Annotated in this window: 10 protein-coding genes; 8 read left to right on the top strand and 2 right to left on the bottom strand. The window is 45.1% G+C overall.

Annotation, left to right across the window (positions count from 1 at the left end; translation table 11 throughout):
- The first annotated feature begins 172 nt into the window (after positions 1-172).
- On the top strand, positions 173-559 hold the full coding sequence (locus ON006_RS19360) for a hypothetical protein (RefSeq protein WP_244821021.1): 387 nt from the start codon (positions 173-175) through the stop codon (positions 557-559).
- A gap of 42 nt (positions 560-601) precedes the next feature.
- Here the strand turns inward: ON006_RS19360 and ON006_RS19355 are convergent, their stop codons facing one another.
- A complete protein-coding gene (locus ON006_RS19355) occupies positions 602-1,114 on the bottom strand; it encodes a hypothetical protein (protein ID WP_244821020.1) in 513 nt (170 codons plus the stop codon).
- A gap of 14 nt (positions 1,115-1,128) precedes the next feature.
- The gene (locus ON006_RS19350) at positions 1,129-1,680 is read right to left on the bottom strand and encodes an RNA polymerase sigma factor (RefSeq protein ID WP_244821019.1); all 552 of its coding nucleotides are present in this window, start codon (positions 1,678-1,680) and stop codon (positions 1,129-1,131) included.
- Positions 1,681-1,831: 151 nt separating this feature from the next.
- Here ON006_RS19350 and ON006_RS19345 point away from each other — a divergent pair, with 151 nt between their 5' ends.
- The 7 genes from ON006_RS19345 (at position 1,832) to ON006_RS19315 (ending at position 17,515) form a co-directional block, all read left to right on the top strand.
- Positions 1,832-2,158, top strand: a complete 327-nt coding sequence (locus ON006_RS19345) for a DUF6249 domain-containing protein (RefSeq protein ID WP_244821018.1) — start codon at positions 1,832-1,834, stop codon at positions 2,156-2,158.
- A gap of 273 nt (positions 2,159-2,431) precedes the next feature.
- Positions 2,432-4,876: an outer membrane beta-barrel family protein gene (locus ON006_RS19340; RefSeq protein WP_244821017.1), complete on the top strand. Its 2,445-nt coding sequence runs from the start codon at positions 2,432-2,434 to the stop codon at positions 4,874-4,876.
- Between the two features lie 183 nt (positions 4,877-5,059).
- Positions 5,060-7,462 (top strand): ABC transporter permease, encoded by a 2,403-nt coding sequence (locus tag ON006_RS19335; RefSeq protein WP_244821016.1) that lies wholly within the window; start codon positions 5,060-5,062, stop codon positions 7,460-7,462.
- A 22-nt stretch (positions 7,463-7,484) separates the two neighbouring features.
- A complete protein-coding gene (locus ON006_RS19330) occupies positions 7,485-9,896 on the top strand; it encodes an ABC transporter permease (protein ID WP_244821015.1) in 2,412 nt (803 codons plus the stop codon).
- 114 nt (positions 9,897-10,010) lie between these two features.
- On the top strand, positions 10,011-12,479 hold the full coding sequence (locus ON006_RS19325; protein WP_244821014.1) for an ABC transporter permease: 2,469 nt from the start codon (positions 10,011-10,013) through the stop codon (positions 12,477-12,479).
- Positions 12,480-12,599: 120 nt separating this feature from the next.
- Positions 12,600-15,032, top strand: a complete 2,433-nt coding sequence (locus ON006_RS19320) for an ABC transporter permease (RefSeq protein ID WP_244821013.1) — start codon at positions 12,600-12,602, stop codon at positions 15,030-15,032.
- A 107-nt stretch (positions 15,033-15,139) separates the two neighbouring features.
- Complete coding sequence (locus tag ON006_RS19315; RefSeq protein ID WP_244821012.1) at positions 15,140-17,515, top strand: ABC transporter permease; 2,376 nt, start codon at positions 15,140-15,142, stop codon at positions 17,513-17,515.
- Positions 17,516-17,575 lie beyond the last annotated feature (60 nt).

The following is a 17,575-nucleotide window of genomic DNA, read 5'->3' as shown; positions in this document are numbered from 1 at the left end:
AAAGTTTTTCCTTTCAAATTTAAAAACCCGAAAAGTAACCACTCGTCGATGAAAACTACCATACTGTCTGGTGAAAGACCTGGTTCGCAGATTGGGTTTTAAGTGAATTAAACGTTTGTCAAAAAAGGCCCTCTAACCTACATAAACAAACAATTTAAACATTTTAGAAACCATGAGAAAGACCATCTTAGCCATCGCAACCATAGTTACATTAACAGTAGGTAACAGCTTCGCACAACGTTATAATCGTCAGGAAGTACCAGCCACAGCCAATTCCAGAGCTGACAATGCTTTTGAGGAATTCAAGATCAATAAGCTGGATGAAATCGTGAAACTGTCGCGTAAGCAAGAGAATAAAATCAAGAAGATCGAGAACCATTATGATCGCCTGACATCGTCCAACAGAAGATATAGCACATATCAGGGCGTTAAGCGTCTGGAACAGGAAAAGCAAAAAGAGATCCTTGCTGTGTTGACTCCTGCCCAACGTCAGCGTTTATTCGCTTACCAACAACACGGTAGCCAGTTTGACAATCGTCGTTACAATCGTAAAGGATAAATCGCAACGCTGATTAAACTTACCGGGGAACTTGCCAAATCTTTACGATTTGGCAAGTTTTGTTTCCTTTAAGCGAAGAAAATAATCAAACAACATCAATGCCGCCAACCCAATAATAATCAGCGAGTAATGCTGCGGTACATTGGCCATTTTGTCAGAAATAATGTGGGTCGAGCTTGTAGTCTTTTCAATGAAGCTAATGACCTTCGGAGTTTGTTCCGACGTACTACCCGGAAAGTAAAAACAAGCTGCAATGACCATTGACACCGTCGCAGCTATCCAATACCATGCTTTTTTCGGAATAATAGGTTGGTACCTGATCGCAGGGGAAGGGGCTGGCAATGCACGTAAAACCTGATCCGTAAATGCAGCGGATGGCTTTTCAAGACTCGTACTTTTAACCAGCATTTTCAATGCAGCGTCCTCAGTAGCAGTAATGTGCTGCCACTCCGCGCTGACTTTCTTCATTACATTTTCAGTAAAATCTACGCGAGGCTTATCTATTGCAGTCCTTCGCAGCAGTTTTCTGAAATTCTCTTCGTTATGGTCCTCCATTTCCATGCTCCGCGTTATAACAAAAATTGTAGTTCTTTTCCCAAAACCTTCCTGGCCCTGAACAGCTTTACTTTGATGTTGGCCGCAGACAAGCCAGTAATTTCGCCGATCTCCTCTACCGAATTTTCATTCATATAATACAACGTAATCAGCAGCGACTCTATTTTTGGCAGCTTCTGGATCGCGTCCTTTACAAATTTATCTCTTTCAGTGGCTTGTAGTTGTTCAATTTGAGGAGTTGAATGGTCATCATTGTAATTTTCACTTATTTCTTCATCAATAGAAAGAAACTGAAACTTGTCCTGCTGCAATTTAGAAACAGAAGTCCTGTAAACAATGGTGTATAGCCAGGTTGAAAATTTCGATTTCCCCTGGAACGCATTGATCTGAAGAAAAGCCTTGACAAAACTTTCCTGCGCCACATCTTCGGCGTCTTCCGCATTGCCCAAGATCTTGAAAGCAATGGTGTACGCCATATTTTTGTATTTGTCAACAAGAAAAGTGAAGGAACCCAGGTCTCCTTTTTTTACTTTCTCAATATGGATCTGATCCCCCGGATTCTTCATGCATTCAAGTTACTCATCTTCTGATAAGACAGGAATGCTGGGTGATCGGTTACAGTTCGGGCGATATTTTTTTTGTTTAATATTTTTCAAAAAATCTGTAACCGTGCGACGGTGTTTCCTGTCAAATGGGTAACATTAAAACAAAACAATCATGAACGGAGTAGTAATATCACTGGGCGCATTTGCCGGAATTTTCGGAATCATTTATGTTTTCCTGATGACGCGCCACCGGGAACGTATAGCCCTCATCGAGAAAGGTGCAGATGCATCCATTTTTACAGACAAGAATTTTTCTACCTATCCGACATTAAAGTTCGGGATGCTTTTCGTGGGTATTGGCTCGGGTATCCTGCTGGGCGATACGCTGGAAAAATATTATGATTTTAACAAAGGCACCGCCTATTTGTCAATGGTCTTTCTCCTGGGCGGAATAAGTCTGATCCTGAATTTTCTTATTGAACGGAAAATGATCAACTAACTGACTGATTTTCTGCTTCATGTTGAATGTCTTTACCGGTCAAATGAAATATTAGCCGTTCATCATTTAGTAAAAATAATCTCGCCTAGTACCTTGCATCACAAAGTACCTTAGAATACATTTGTATCGTCAGTTTGATTTCTAACTGTGATACCATGCCCATGAAGTAAGGAAAAGCAAGCCACCATTTTAACGACGTATTTAAAAGAGCCGCAATCTCTTACCGGAATTCCTATGCCTTTTGCATCTACTAGCCAACTCAAAATGTTCACCATGAAAACATTACTCCTAATTTTCATTTCTATTCTCTTCTCCGGACTCATGTGCATGAGCCGCGTGTCTTTTGGACAGACTATCAACACTGGTAGCCGGATATCCGGCATTGTTGCCGATTCTTCAAACAAGAAAGCGCTTGACTACATCACTGTCAATCTGATGACTGATAAAACCACGGCGATCAAGGCTGATTTTACCAAAACCGATGGATCGTTTGTGTTTAAAAACCTGAAACCACTGAAATATTCGATCGTCATTGTTGGGGTAGGTTACCAGACAAAAACGGTGATAGCGGACCTTTCGGACAGTACCAAAAAGAGCATTGATCTTGGCTCAATATCTATCAGTCCGAGCGTTACAGGCCTAAAAGAAGTAACCGTGACCACAGTCAAACCTATTGTAAAACAGGAGGTGGACCGGATCACCTACGACTTGCAGGCGGATCCCGAGAGTAAAGTTTACAGCGTATTGGAAATGATGCGGAAAGTGCCATTTCTGTCCCTAGACGCTGACGATAATGTTTATCTGAAAGGCAATGCGGATTTCAAGATCCTGATTAATGGCAAGCCGTCCAGTATGGTCGAAAGAAGTTATAAGGAAGTGTTGCGCAGCATGCCGGCGTCGTCGATTGAGCGGATCGAGGTGATCACAACGCCACCTGCCAAATATGATGCGGAGGGGTTGGCTGGGATTATCAACATTATTACCAACAAAAAAGTGGATAACGGCTACAATGGTACGATCAATGTCAGCGAGCGGTTTCCAATCGGCGGGCCTGGTTTTGGCGGATCGGTGTCGGCCAAATTGGGGAAAATAGGAATGACTGCCATGGCCGGTGGAAGCCAGTACAACACGCCATCAACATTGAATAGAGTGAGTAGGAGTACTTTCGGGGAATCTCTAACCAATACGAATCAGAATGGATTTGCGAAATCAGCCAACAAAAACGGTTATATAGGTTATGAAATCAGCTACGAAATTGATACGCTGAACCTGTTGAGTGCGCAGTTCAATATCAATGGCAGTAAGTCAGAAGGTTCAGGTTATCAGACGTCCCGATTGAACCGGAGCAGTGAAATCCTGGAAGCATATCGGGTTGACAACAACAACCGGGGGGATGGAAACGGAATGGATGCAGCACTCAACTTTCAGCGGACTTCAAAAGCGGATAAAAATAGGCTCCTGACATTCTCTTATCGCTATTTTGGGTATAACAATAAGCAAAACAGTAACCTCTCGATCTCGGAGCAGGTCAACTTCGGGCTGCCCGATTACCGCCAGATCAATTCACAAAGTTTTTCGGAACAGACTTTTCAGGTGGATATCGTGTATCCAGTCAAAAAACTGACGATTGAGGCCGGTTTAAAAGGCATTATGCGAGATAATCGCAGTGATTTTCGATATGATGTTTTTAATCCTGAGACAAACGGGTATCAGATCAGTCCCGGGATGAGCAACAAGTACAACAATACTCAAAACGTCTTCGGTGTTTACAATACCTATCAATATAGCCTAAAAAACTGGTCTTTTAAAGGAGGTGTACGCATTGAACAAACGGTCGTCGACGCGGACTTTATTTCTACCGATTCAAAGGTAAAGCAAAACTATTTCAACGTGATCCCGTCGATGTCTATCAACCGTAAATTCAAGAATAACAATGCATTGAACCTGGGTTACTCGCAGCGTATCCAGCGCCCTGGAATCTGGCAGCTAAATCCATTTATCGACCGCTCCAACCCAAATTTCGAAAGAACCGGGAATCCAAACTTGCGACCTGCATTTGTTAACGACGTTCAATTGACTTACAGCCTGAATAAAAAAGCATCTATCAATATTGGGACTGGCGTTACAGCTTTTCGTGACCTTATCTTCCAAGTGGCAGTTTATGACCCGGAAACGAACATCACACGGAATTCGTTTGAGAACACCGGTACGGCGCGTCTCATTATGCTCATGCTAAATGTCAATTATCCGATCACGAAAAAATGGAATTTCAGCCTGAATGCCAGAGCCGCCCATGGAAAAGTGAAAGGAATTGTAAACAACATTCCAGTGACGAATCAAGGCATTATGTCGCAAGTTTCGGTATCCACGGGTTACCGGCTGGTTAAAGACTGGAAAGTGAATGCGAATCTGAACCTGAATGGGCCCAATGTTAATTTACAGGGAAGCAGTAATGCCATGACCAGCTGTGCCTTCAGTGTGAGCAAAGACGTGATCAAGGATAAATTAACATTCTCGGCCGCAGCCAATAACCCATTTACCAAATTCAGAAACTTCCGGCGGGAGACGTCGGGGCCGGATTTCAGCCAGACTGATTATCGAAGGGATTACTTCCGGTCATTCAATCTGAGCTTGAACTACAAATTTGGCCGTCTGAAAGCTGCTATTAAGAAAAACCAGAGAGGTATCAGGAACGACGATGTACAAAGCGGAAATTAGCAAACGATAACCACCCCTAGATAGACTTAGCAAGTCTCAAAGACTTGCCAAGTCTTTTTTACGTACAACGCTGAACAAGAATGTCCGTTATCGGACATTATAAATGCGTTAAATTGTTGATTATTAGCTTTTTGTGTCAATGGCACAAATTTGTTAACCAAAACCCTGAACAACTCAATTTTTATGCTGAGAAACTATCTTAAAATCGCGCTGCGAAACCTGTTGAAACACAAGTCGTTCAGCTTCATTAATATAGCAGGTGTAGCCATTGGGCTTGCCTGTTTTCTGCTGTTATCCCTCTACGTGAAAGATGAGCTGAGCTATGACCGTCACCATGCGAATGCGGACAGGATTTACAGACTGGCAAGAACGTTTCTTTCCAAAGACGGTACCGAATCATTGCGTCTGGGACACGCAGCGCCACCTTTTGGCCCGCTCGTGAAACAGGACTTTCCGGAGGTAGAGCAGGTAGTGAGGTTGTTGGAAGTGGATGCACTCGTGAAGCACGGCGAGAAGATATTCAATGAAGAAAACATGTTCGCTGCCGAAGCCAATGTGTTCAAAGTATTCACTTTTGATGTCACGCAGGGCAACCCGGACAAAGCTTTGGAAAATCCATTTTCCATTATGTTCTCGCGGCCGATGGCAGAAAAATATTTTGGCAAAGAAAGCCCGATCGGTAAAACCGTGCGGCTGGATAACCAGTTTGACTACACCATTACCGGCGTTTTTGAGCCGCTTCCGGCACAATCACATTTTCATCCCAATTTTCTGGTCTCATTTTCGACATTGAATGACAACCGCGTTTACGGAGCCGAAGGATTGAGAACCAACTGGGGGAACAACTCATTCTCAACATTCCTGCTGCTGCCTAAAAATTACGACGTGCAAAAACTGGTCAAAGCATTTCCTGCATTCCAGAACCGTCATATTGATCCCAAAGCCTCAACTTACTCAGTATTGAACCTGATGAAGCTGACGGACATTCACCTGCATTCACATCTTGATTCCGAAATTGAGGCTAATGGTGATATACAATACGTATACCTTTTTTCAGCCATTGCGATTTTTATACTCATTATTGCCTGCATCAACTATATGAACCTGGCCACGGCGCGTTCGGCAACCCGGGCCAAGGAAGTAGGCATGAGGAAAGTGATAGGCGCGGTGCGTCATCAATTGATCCGGCAGTTTTTGAGCGAATCCATTTTGCTGGTTTCGGTTTCCCTGCTTTTTGCAATCGTGCTGGTGATCGTATGTCTGCCTTTCATGAATGATTTTACCCAAAAACAGCTTTCATTCCAATCCCTGATGGATCCTGTGTTCCTTTCCATCGTGGTAGGTATCACATTGTTTACCGGGCTGATAGCAGGAAGTTATCCTGCATTTTTCATGACGTCGTTTCAGCCGCTGAGCGTTTTCAAAGGTAAGATCGCCTCTGCATTGAAGAATGGAAACCTGCGTCAGGTGCTCGTAGTGACCCAATTTGCCATTGCTGTCGCGCTCATCATCAGTACTGCGGTGGTGTATAACCAAATGCGTTACATTAAAAATTACAAACTGGGTTATTCCAAAGACCAGGTTGTGCTGCTATCTGCCGGAAATGATTCTACGATCAACTATGAAAGCATTAAGCAACAACTGAAAGCCAATAGCAACATTATCGAAGTAGGCCGCTCCTCGCGGATTCCTTCGGGCAGGTTACTGGATTCCTGGGATGCCTATGTTATGAAAGGAGATTCCATGGCGCCAACCGATATCACTATCAAGTCATTATCGGTGGATGAAGATTTTATCCCTGCCTATGAGATCGAAATGGCTGCGGGAAGGAATTTCTCACGTGCTTTTTCAACAGATAAAACGGGTGGGTTTGTCCTCAATGAAACTGCGGTCAAACTTTTGGGCTGGAAAAATCCTGCGTATGCCGTAGGAAACAGGTTTGGCTATGGGGACATCCGCGGACAGATTATTGGCGTTACCAAAGACTACCACTTTGAATCATTACACCAAAAAGTAGCGCCTATTGCCATGTTTGCCCAGCCGGGCCGCATGGGCTGGATGTCTATACATATTTCGGGTGGCAACATTAAAGAAGCGCTGGCGCACATCGAATCTGTATGGCAAAATCATTTTCCCGACCGCCCATTCGCTTACGAATTCCTGGATCAGAAATTCGGACAGCTGTATGCGCGGGAACAAACTCAGCAGCTGCTTTTTGGAATATTTGCAGGCATTGCTATTTTCATATCGTGCCTTGGCTTGTTAGGTCTGTCCATGTTTATGGCCGAGATCAGGACCAAGGAAATAGGGGTTCGCAAGGTGCTTGGCGCGTCGGTTGCCAGTCTCGTGATTTTGCTTTCCAATGATTTTCTCAAACTGGTCCTCGTTGCGATCGTCATTGCCTCGCCCATTGCCTGGTATGCCATGAATAGCTGGTTGCAGGATTTTGCATATCATACCGAGATTAAATGGTGGGTTTTTGCATCGGCAGCACTGATATCGATTGTGATCGCATTATTCACGATCAGTTTCCAGAGTATCAAGGCAGCATTAATGAACCCGGTGAAGTCTTTAAAAAGTGAGTAACATATAAACTATGTCAAAACACATGCTAAAAAATTATTTTAAAATCGCTGTTCGAAACCTCTGGAAGTACAAAACCAACTCGTTTGTCAGTATTACAGGACTTTCACTGGGGATCGGCTGCTTTCTTTTGCTGGCCACTTATGTGCTTCATGAAGTCCGCTATGACCGCTTTCAAACGAATGGGGAGCACATTGTCAGGGTTAATTTATTTTACCAATCAGGTGATAGCGAGCCGGTTAATGTGGCAGTGACGCCAACGGCGGTGGCACCTGCTTTTGCCCGGGAATTCGGTGAAGTCAAAGAAGCGGTCCGCATTTATCCTTACAGCGGCGGGGGAGCGGTTGCCGTAAAATATAACGACGCACTGTTCAACGAAAAAAAGGTACTTTTTGCTGATGCATCATTCTTTAAGATTTTTCCAACCGAATTTATCGAAGGTGATCAGGCAACGGCATTGGCCCAGCCCAATTCGGTGGTGATTGACGAAACGACTGCCCGTAAATATTTTGGCGCAGAAAGTGCGATCGGGAAGTCGGTGACCATGAATGAAAAGCTCACGATGCAAGTGACAGGCGTGATTGCCGATATTCCTTCCTACTCACACATAAAATTCAACTGGCTCGGAAGTTACAGTACATTGCCCCGCTCAAAAACGGAGGCATTTGATTCCGCAAACGACTACACCTACCTGTTGTTGCAACCGCAGGCAAAAGTGGAAACTTTACAGGGGAAAGTGGATCAATTCGTTTCCAAAAACCTGAATAACCCACAAGATCCGTCCACTAAAGTGAGACTGAGCCTGGAAGCATTTAACCGTATTCACCTCTATTCCAATGTTTCTGCTGGTATGGAGGCTTCCGGCAATTACAAATACGTTTACATTCTCTCCGGCGTCGGGCTACTCATCCTGATCATTGCCTGCATTAATTTCATTAATCTGGTCACAGCACGTTCCGCAGTCCGGGCGCGTGAGGTAGGCGTACGCAAAGTAATGGGCGCTGCCAGGACACAGGTTTTTCGTCAGTATCTTTTTGAATGCGGCCTGATCACAGTCACGGCCATTTTAGTAGGGCTTATCATCGCATTTTTTGGCTTCCCAATTATCAGTAACATTTCCGGAAACACGCTTGGGTTCAGTATCTGGCCATCCGCTTCTGTGATCTTGTTGCTGCTTGCATTGGCCATTGGCGTAACATTGTTGTCCGGGCTTTATCCGGCAGCGGTGCTTTCAGGTTTTGAGCCAATCAAGGTTTTGAAAGGAAAAGTGCTTGCCGCGAATAGTGGAAGCGGTTTGCGCAGCGCACTGGTCGTTTTTCAGTTTACTATTTCAATCCTTTTTATCATCGGGACGATCGTTGCAAATCAGCAGCTTCGTTTTATTCAAAACAAAAATCTCGGGCTTAATCCCTCGCAAATCATTGTAATGGATGTCGGATCCGGAATTTCGGCCACGAAGCTGGAAGCAATGAAAAACGAGCTGCTCAACAGTCCGATCGTTAAGTCTGTGACTGCCTCCTACGATTCTCCGGTAAATGTGCAGGGCGGTTATACCATCACTGCCAGCGACAAACCGCAGAATTTCCAGATGAACATTACCGCCATTCCGGTGGAAAAGGACTTTGTGCCAACGCTAGGCATGCAGCTCCTGGACGGGCAAAATTTCAATAGCACCGATATTTTGCAAGCGACTGCCGATTCTTTTGCATTACGTAAATATGCCTTTATCCTCAATGAGTCTGCCGTAAAAGCACTAGGTTGGACAACAGCAACGGCCATTGGAAAAATGGTGAATATGAATGGTCGGGAAGGAGCAGTGAAAGCGGTTGCCAAAGACTTCCATTTCAGATCACTACACGAAAAAATAAGTCCCATTGCCATCATTCCTGAATACAATTATTTTGGAAAAGTAATGGTAAAAATTGCTGGTAATGAATCGACGCAAGCCATTGAATTGCTGAAAAAGAGCTGGAAAGAAAACTTCCCGATGCGCCCCTTCGAGTATCATTTTCTGGATCAGGAATTTGACGAAATGTACAAGGCTGAAACGCGTGTCTCTTCTATTCTGGCAGTGTTTTCGGGTATTGCCATTTTGATATCATGCCTTGGGTTATTCGCATTGATCGCATTCATTTCGGAGCAACGGACGAAGGAAATCGGAGTAAGAAAAGTCCTGGGCGCCTCTGTTGCCAGCATTGTGATGTTGCTTTCCAGGGATTTTGTAAAACTAATGCTCATTGCAATAGCCATCGCCACGCCAGCCGCTTGGTATGCTATGGATAAATGGCTCGCAGACTTTGCTTACCAAGTTGAAATGAGTCCCTGGACATTTGCAATAGTGGGACTGGCGGCCATCGCAATCGCATTATTCACGATCAGTTTCCAAAGTATCAAAGCAGCATTAATGAACCCGGTGAAGTCTTTAAAAAGTGAGTAGGGGCGGCTGTCGGCCTTCAAACATCGGCCGTCAGCTTTTTTTGGAAATAGAGTTTTTCTTAGTTATAAAAAAGGCCGACAGCTGATTGCCGAAGGCCGATAGCGCGAAGCCCATATGTTCTCAAACTATTTCAAAATCGCCCGACGGAACCTTTGGAGGAACAAGGCGTTTTCAGCCATTAATATCTTTGGACTGGCCCTGGGAATGGCTGCCTGTTTTTTTGTATTTCAATACGTTTACTTCGAGAAAAGCTACGACAGGTTTAACAAAAATGCGGAAAATATTTACCGCGTCCCGATCTCTTACTCGGGTAGCATGAGCGACGTGCCGACCACAGCCGCCAACCACCCGGCGCTGGGTCCCGCGATGAAAGCTGACTTCCCCGAGGTGGTCGACTACACCCGGCTGGTAGGCGTCTCGCTGTTCATGAATGCCTCGACAATGTCTTATGAACAGGGAAAAGGCGAGCCGCGGACATTCAATGAGGGCAGCATTTACATTGCAGATGCCTCATTTTTCAATGTATTTTCGTATCCGTTGATTTCAGGAGATAAAAAGACTTGCCTGGCAGCCGCGAACTCATTGGTTGTTTCTGCCACCACCGCAAAAAAGTATTTTGGAAACCAGGAGGCCATTGGTAAAGTGTTGAAACTGAATGGCCGGATGCCGATGAAAGTGACCGGTGTTTTTGCCGATATCCCCGAAAGCTCCCACATTAAATTCGATATGTTGCTGTCCTTCGAAACGGTGGGCCACAACTGGGGATTTACGGAATGGACCTGGCCGGAATTTTATAATTACGTGGTACTCGCCCCGGGTACCGATGTTAAAAAACTCGAAGCCAAATTCCCCGCATTCACCGAAAAGTACCTCGGAAAAATCATGAAGGAGCTGAACTTTCGGTCTACTTTTCATTTGCAGCCCCTGACCGACATTCACCTGAAATCCAATTATCTGAAAGAAGCCGAGGCCAATGGAAGTCAGAAGGAAATTTACTTTCTGGCGATCATCGGTGTATTTATCCTGTTCATCGCCTGGATCAACTACATCAACTTATCCACGGCCAAATCAATGGAGCGGGCCAAGGAAGTGGGGCTGAGGAAAGTGGTGGGCGCGGTCAAGCAGCAGCTGGTGACGCAATTCCTTCTCGAATCGTTCATTATCAATTTCCTGGCACTTATTCTTGCGGTGGCCATCATTACCGTTTTTGCTCCCTTTTTCAATCATTTTATTGGAAAGGAAATCAGTACCGGTTTCTTTTCGACAGGTTTGGGAGGCGAGCCTGTGTTCTGGATCACTGTTGTGCTGGTATTTGTTTCAGGAGCTTTGCTGGTAGGAGCTTATCCGGCTTTTGTATTGTCGTCATTTTTGCCGGCCAAAGTATTGAAGGGCCTCATGGTGCAATCCAAATCAGGTATTTCGCTGAGACGGGTGCTGGTGTCGTTCCAGTTTGCACTCTCCATTATCCTGATAGCGTCTACGTTTGTGGTTTTCAAACAGTTCAATTATATGCGAAATGGTAACCTGGGCTATAAAAAGGATCAGGTACTCATTGTCAAAGCACCAGTTATTTCGGATACGACGATTTTTGAAAAATATTCCTATTTCAAATCCGAGGTCAGCAATATATCCTCCATCCTCAATGCCACCGCCACGTCCGATATTCCGGGGAATATGATCAGATACCGGAATGGTGTGAGAAGGGCCAATCAGGACAAAAAGCAGAACTATGCTACCTACCTGATGGAGATCGATGAGAGCTTTGTCCCAACCTATCACATTGAACTTGTAGCCGGGAAGAATTTTGAATTGAATGATCGTTCTAAAATGGAAGCGAACGGTAATACCAAGGTGCTCATTAATGAAGAAATCGTCAAATCACTGGGATACAAATCCGCTGAAGAAGCTGTCAATCAGGATATCAAATTCACGCTGGGGCAGGACGACATTCATTGCAAAATTTTGGGAGTAGTGAAAAATTTTCACCAGAGGTCATTGAAAGAGAAATTTGACCCGATCCTGTTCTACTACCCGTCAAAAACCGAATGGAAATACATTTCAGTCAATCTCAAAGGTGCCGACGCGGCAAAGGGAATCGCAGACATTGAAGCGCTCTATAAAAAGGCGTTCACCGGAAATCCGTTCGAGTATTTTTTTCTTGATGAGTATTTCAACAGACAATACCAGGCCGACAGCAGGCTAGGCAACATATTTGGCCTGTTTGCCGTGCTGGCCATCATCGTTGCCTGCATGGGGCTTCTGGGTTTGTCGAGTTTCGTCATCAGGCTAAGGACCAAGGAAATAGGAATACGGAAAGTGCTCGGAGCTTCTGTCAGTGGATTGTTGGTGCTGATTTCCAGAGACTTTGTGCAACTGGTATGCATTGCATCGGTAATAGCGATCCCGGTCATTTATTTCACCGCCAATGCCTGGCTGGACAACTATGCTTTTCACATGGGCCTGGGTATTGCTGTGTTCGTGGTGCCACCGCTGCTGCTGCTCGCCCTCACGCTGCTGACCATATGTGCGCAAAGCCTGAAAACGGCATTGACAAACCCGATTAAGTCGTTACGGAGCGAATGAGATGGCTGTCAAACGTCGGCTTTCGGCCGTCGAACATCGGCATTTATTTAGAAAGTGTTTTTTGGTAAATCGATAAAAAAGGCTGACGGCTGACTGCCGGAAGCCGAAAGCTAAATTATTATGTTTAAAAACCATCTCAAAATCGCTTCCCGGACTTTGCTCCGTTATCGCAACTACACCATTCTCAATGTTCTGGGTCTTTCCGTGAGCGTGGCCGCGTGTTTGCTTTTGTATGTTGTTTATACGTATGAATCGGGGTTTGATAAATTTCACAAAAACTACGACCAGATATACCGGATCGCCAAAAAGACGGAATATCCAAACGGACAGATAGATTACACACCAGGCAGCCCGCTGCCTTACGAGGCTGCCCTGAAAGTGGATATCCCGCAGCTTGGTACCATTGTACCAGTTTACGGTACCATTGATCCGCAGGTGACGGTACTGGGAAAAAACGCGGATAGTCAGGCAACTGATAAAAAATTTAAGGAGGAAGATGAAGGAATAGCTACGGTTCCGGAGTTTTTCGATCTGTTCGACTATGCGTGGTTAACCGGTTCAAAATCAGTTTTGAAAGAGCCGAATGTAGTTGTGCTGTCCCAAAGAAAAGCCGAAAAATACTTTGGTAAATGGCAGGATGCGGTGGGCCAGTATCTGAAAATCAATAACAAAACGGTCATGAAAGTAGGTGGCATCCTCGAAAACCCGCCGCTGAACACAGATTTCCCAGTTGATATAGTGGTTTCCTACGAAAGCAAGCGAAAACAACCTTTATCGTTCGGCTGGGGCGGTTTTGATAACTGGGGCAGTACCAGCAGCAATGATCAGCTTTTTGTTCTTTTACCGAAGAATGTCTCTGTAAAAACCATTGAAAATCAGTTTCCGGGTTTCCTTAAAAAACATTATAAGGATGAAAGAAGCAATTCCAAAGTTTCGCATTTCCTGACTCCTTTATCAGAACAACATTACGACGCAAGGCTTAACAATTTCACCGGGCATAGTATCAGCAGAAGTGTGCTTTGGACGCTGGTGGTGATCGGCGTTCTGATCATTTCGATGGCGTGTATCAATTTTATCAACCTCGCAACAGTACAGTCGGCCCGTCGCTCCCGGGAAGTTGGTGTCAGGAAGGTTTTGGGCAGCGGTCGTCCTGAACTCATCAGCCAGTTTCTGAGCGAAACATTCCTGATCGTGATTGGTTCTGTCTCCATTGGCGTGGTACTTGCGGTGTTAAGTATGCCTTTACTCGGCCTGATCTCACATGTCCCGCCTGAACTGCCGGTCATAAACAATCCGGGGTTGTGGCTGTTTGTCCTGGCATTATCGCTTTTGGTCAGCTTTATTGCAGGCTTCTATCCGGCCATTGTCATGTCGGGTTTCCAGCCTATCGAAGCTATTAAGAGCAAAGTGGCCAACCGGTCATTTGGAGGAGTTTCGCTGCAAAAGTTGCTGATTGTCATACAGTTCGGTGTTTCGCAAATATTGGTTGTCGGAACCATTGTTACTATTACGCAAATGAATTTTGTAAGCAAGCTCGATCTGGGCTTTACAAAAGAAGGCGTTTATTCGGTCAATCTCGATGATGCTTATACCAGCAGGTTCGAGTCATTCAAAAATGAACTGCTGCAAAACCCGGACATTCAGTCTGTTAGTTTCTCCTCGGATGTGCCGTCTTCGGATAATAACTGGTCGGGTAACTTCGCTTTTGGCAACCGGGGGAAAGATGAGGATTTTCAGGTTTTCAACAAATTTGCTGACGAGGATTATTTCAAAACTTTTGGCTTGCAGTTCATAGCGGGTAAAGCTTACGAAAGAGGTGATTCAACCGGTGCTTGCGTAGTGAATGAAACACTTCTGGCCAAAGTGGGTATCAAGGATCCGCAGCAGGCCGTTGGGATGAACATCAGGCTTGGAGGCGGCAAATGGCAACCCATTGTGGGCGTTGTAAAGGATTTTAAAGCCAACTCTGCCCGTGAGGCCAGCAAGCCGATCATGATTTCTCCGTTGGCGCAATATTACTGGCTAGGAGGTATCAAAATACGCACCGCTAACATTTCCAGAGCCGTAGAAAGCATTGAAAAAGCTTATGCAAATGTGTTTCCCGAAGTAGCGATCCAGGGTAAATTTTTCGATGAAAGCATTGAAGAGTTTTATAAACAAGAAAAGCAGATTACATTGTTGTACCAGATTTTCGCAGGTCTTTCCATCTTCATCGCATGTCTTGGACTTTTCGGCCTTGCCACATTTATGGCCCAGCAGCGTATGAAGGAAATAGGAGTGAGGAAAGTACTTGGTGCTTCGGTGGCGGATATCGTGGGGTTGCTGTCCAAAGATTTTCTGGTACTGGTACTTGTGGCCATTGTACTGGCTTCGCCCGTCGCCTGGTATGTGATGGACCAATGGTTGCAGGAATTCGAATATAAAGTCGCGATCAGTTGGTGGATGTTTGCCGCTGGCGCTGGTATGGCCGTTATCATTGCATTTGCCACCGTAAGTTTCCAAAGTATCAAAGCCGCATTGATGAATCCTGTGAAGTCGTTGAGAAGTGAGTAGGGACGGCGATCGGTTGTCGGTATTCGGCCGTCGGCTTTTGTTTTTTCTTTGAATTGAGTTTTAAATTATTAAAACGCCGACAGCTGACCGCCGAAGGCCGATAGCCAATGATAACAAACTATCTCAAAGTCGCCATTCGGAATCTTGCAAAGAGCAAGACCTATTCCGTGATCAACATTTTCGGCCTGGGGCTGGGAATGGCTGTTTCAGTCCTGATCCTGATGTTCGTGATGCACGAATACAGCTATGACAAGTTCCATGCAAATCATCAGCGGATTTATAGGGTGCTGGGCAAAGTGAAAATGGGCGATAATGAGTTGCAGATGCCATCGTTTTCCTCTGACAAAGCGCTTGTCTTCAAAAATTCCGATGCCCGGATCAAGGATTTTGTGAGGATACTGCCAACCTACGACAAGATTGTGATGAAAAGTCCTGAAAAAGGGCTGTTTTTCGAGGAGAATTTTATGTTCGCTGATCCATCCTTTTTAAAGATCTTTTCCTTTACATTAAAAGAAGGAAATCCAGCGCAGGCGCTGGACAAGCCTTTTACTATGGTCATTTCAGAGCGCGCAGCCAGCAAGTATTTCGGTAATATTGATCCCATCGGCAAAATTTTGTCCTACCAGGGTAAGCATCCTTTACAGATTACAGGCGTTATGAAAAATGCGCCTTCGAACTCCACATTCAATCCCGATTTCCTTGCCTCCTTGTCAACTTATCCACAACTAGGACAACAGGAAAAGAACAACTGGATCTCGGGCGGCATATTCAACATTTATCTGCTGCTCGATTCGGAAAAATCTGCCAGTATTGCTGAACGTAACCTTAACAAAAAAGAGGGAGGAAAGCTGGATGCATTTGGAAGCAAGTCCAGGTACATCCTGGAAGGGCTGAGCAGCATTCATTTGGGTAACAATTCGGTTGACGGAGGAAACAATAAGCTCATTACTGTGTTTACAGGCGTCGCAGCATTGATCCTGTTCCTCGCATTGTTCAATTACATGAGCCTTACTACCGCTCGCTCTACCCTGCGTGCGAAGGAAGTAGGCGTACGCAAGGTCATTGGTGCCGGACGTAGCGGGCTTGTGAGGCAGTTTTACGCAGAGTCTGTGTTGCTTTGTACGCTGGCGTTTGCACTGGCATTTGTTCTGGTGCGATTTCTGCATCAGCCGTTTTATGATCTGCTGGATCTTCATATTGACGCTTCGTTTCTGGTATCACCTAATTTCCTTGCATTCCTGATCGCTTTGCTGGTGTTGACCGTACTCGTCGCCGGGAGTTATCCTGCGCTGGTGTTGTCGGGATTTGCTCCATTGGAAGTATTGAAAGGGCGGCTGGGCGGCAAGAGAAGTGGTGCCGGTGTAAGGAGATTTTTTATGGTATTCCAATTCACCGTTTCCATCGCATTGATCATCAGTAGTCTTGTCGTGAAAGACCAGCTGACATTTATGCAGAACAAAAAGCTGGGCCTACATAAAGACCAGGTACTGGCCGTGCCATTGACGCAATCGATCGCTGGTAACTATTTCCCTTTGCGGGAAGAAATCAGCCAGCAAGCCGGAATCCAAAACTATACTTTTTGTGATGTGGGGCTTTTCAAGGGCTATAACATGTTCTTTTTGAAAAATGAAACTAATAAAAAAGATGTCGGTATCGTCAGTATGCTGGTCGACGGCCGCTTCGTAGAAACCCTCGGTCTTAAATGGAAATCGATGCCGGTACCGGCGTCATTTAAAAGCACGAATTACTGGCTGCTGAATGAAACTGCCGTAAAGGAGCTGGGAATTAAAGGTGATCCCGTGGGCCAGGACATGCAGATCGCGGGAAAAATTGGCGGCGTTCTGAAAGATTTTCACTTCACTTCCGTGCAGAGCGGGATGAAAGCAATGGGCGTCCAGGTGGTCAACGACACGACCAATATTTTGAAGCGCCCCGGCGGGTCCAAAGCAGTTATGTACGTCAGGCTGGACCCAAAGGCCGATATCAAAGACAAAGTGGCGACCATTGAGACGATCTTCAAAAAGTATGACAAGGAAAAACCATTCGAATATTATTTCCTTGACGACGCCTTTAATGCCACATTCAAAACAGAGATCCGAATGTCGAAAATGTTCTCTGTATTTACCGGGCTTGCAATTTTCATCGCCTGTATGGGACTTTTTGGGCTGGTAACCTTCACCGCCGAAACCCGTACGAAGGAAATAGGGATACGTAAAGTGCTGGGTTCGTCTGTCGCCGGGATCGTTGCATTGCTGTCCGGGGACTTCATCAAACTGGTTCTCATCGCCATTGTGCTGGCTATTCCGGCGGCCTATTTTCTGATGGATAAATGGTTGCAGGATTTTCCATATCGCATTCAAATTCCGATTACTATCTATTTGTATGCGAGTTTATTGGCTATCGTTATTGCAGTGGTGACCATCAGTTTTCAGAGTATCAAGGCTGCCTTAATGAACCCTGTGAAATCTTTGAAAAACGAGTAACGGAAGCGTTTCTGGCCGCTTAATAGATTACTGAAAATAATATTTGATTTTTGGTAGATT

The organism is Dyadobacter pollutisoli (assembly GCF_026625565.1).
Lineage (GTDB): Bacteria > Bacteroidota > Bacteroidia > Cytophagales > Spirosomataceae > Dyadobacter > Dyadobacter pollutisoli.
This window is presented reverse-complemented; position numbering and strand designations above follow the sequence as displayed.